This is a genomic window from Bacillus sp. FJAT-47783, from assembly GCF_022808615.1.
Taxonomy (GTDB): Bacteria; Bacillota; Bacilli; order Bacillales; family Aeribacillaceae; genus Bacillus_BZ.
This window is the reverse complement of record NZ_JAKZKS010000006.1, coordinates 140,797-141,514: the sequence shown is the minus strand read 5'-3', so window position 1 is coordinate 141,514 and position 718 is coordinate 140,797. Positions and strand designations below refer to the sequence as shown.

Sequence of the window (718 nt, the reverse complement as noted above, 5' to 3'; positions counted from 1 at the left end):
AAACATCAGCGCACAAATCGAGACGCTTCTTGAGTAAGCATTCTGAGATTTGGGTGTCTGAAACAAGAAAGAAATCAAAATTATCACTACTTATTATAAGTTGAGCCATTAGCTCAGTTGGTAGAGCATCTGACTTTTAATCAGAGGGTCGGAGGTTCGAGTCCTCCATGGCTCACCATTTGCTTTAAATAGCATGCGGGTGTGGCGGAATTGGCAGACGCGCTAGACTTAGGATCTAGTGCCGCACGGCGTGGGGGTTCAAGTCCCTCCACCCGCACCATTCAAAATGCGGAAGTAGTTCAGTGGTAGAACACCACCTTGCCAAGGTGGGGGTCGCGGGTTCGAATCCCGTCTTCCGCTCCATAATGCCTGCCGGGGTGGTGGAATTGGCAGACACACAGGACTTAAAATCCTGCGGTAGGTGACTACCGTGCCGGTTCAAGTCCGGCCCTCGGCACCATTTATATGCGCCCGTAGCTCAATTGGATAGAGCGTTTGACTACGGATCAAAAGGTTAGGGGTTCGACTCCTCTCGGGCGCGCCATATAACGGGAAGTAGCTCAGCTTGGTAGAGCACATGGTTTGGGACCATGGGGTCGCAGGTTCGAATCCTGTCTTCCCGACCAGGTAATAAAATGATATGGGGCCTTAGCTCAGCTGGGAGAGCGCCTGCTTTGCACGCAGGAGGTCAGCGGTTCGATCCCGCTAGGCTCCACTT

The 718-nt window shown here is 52.4% G+C and carries 7 tRNA genes; all 7 read left to right on the top strand.

The annotated features are described in order from the left end of the window. Window positions 1-102 precede the first annotated feature (102 nt). The 7 genes from MLD65_RS06990 (at window position 103) to MLD65_RS06960 (ending at window position 715) form a co-directional block, all read left to right on the top strand. Window positions 103-178: transfer RNA gene (locus MLD65_RS06990), tRNA-Lys, on the top strand. 17 nt (window positions 179-195) lie between these two features. Next, window positions 196-280, top strand: a tRNA-Leu gene (locus MLD65_RS06985). 8 nt (window positions 281-288) lie between these two features. Continuing rightward, a tRNA-Gly gene (locus tag MLD65_RS06980) sits at window positions 289-363 on the top strand. An 8-nt stretch (window positions 364-371) separates the two neighbouring features. Continuing rightward, a tRNA-Leu gene (locus MLD65_RS06975) sits at window positions 372-460 on the top strand. A gap of 7 nt (window positions 461-467) precedes the next feature. Next, window positions 468-544 (top strand) — tRNA-Arg (locus tag MLD65_RS06970). A gap of 5 nt (window positions 545-549) precedes the next feature. Further along, window positions 550-626: transfer RNA gene (locus tag MLD65_RS06965), tRNA-Pro, on the top strand. A gap of 16 nt (window positions 627-642) precedes the next feature. After that, window positions 643-715 (top strand) — tRNA-Ala (locus tag MLD65_RS06960). Window positions 716-718 lie beyond the last annotated feature (3 nt).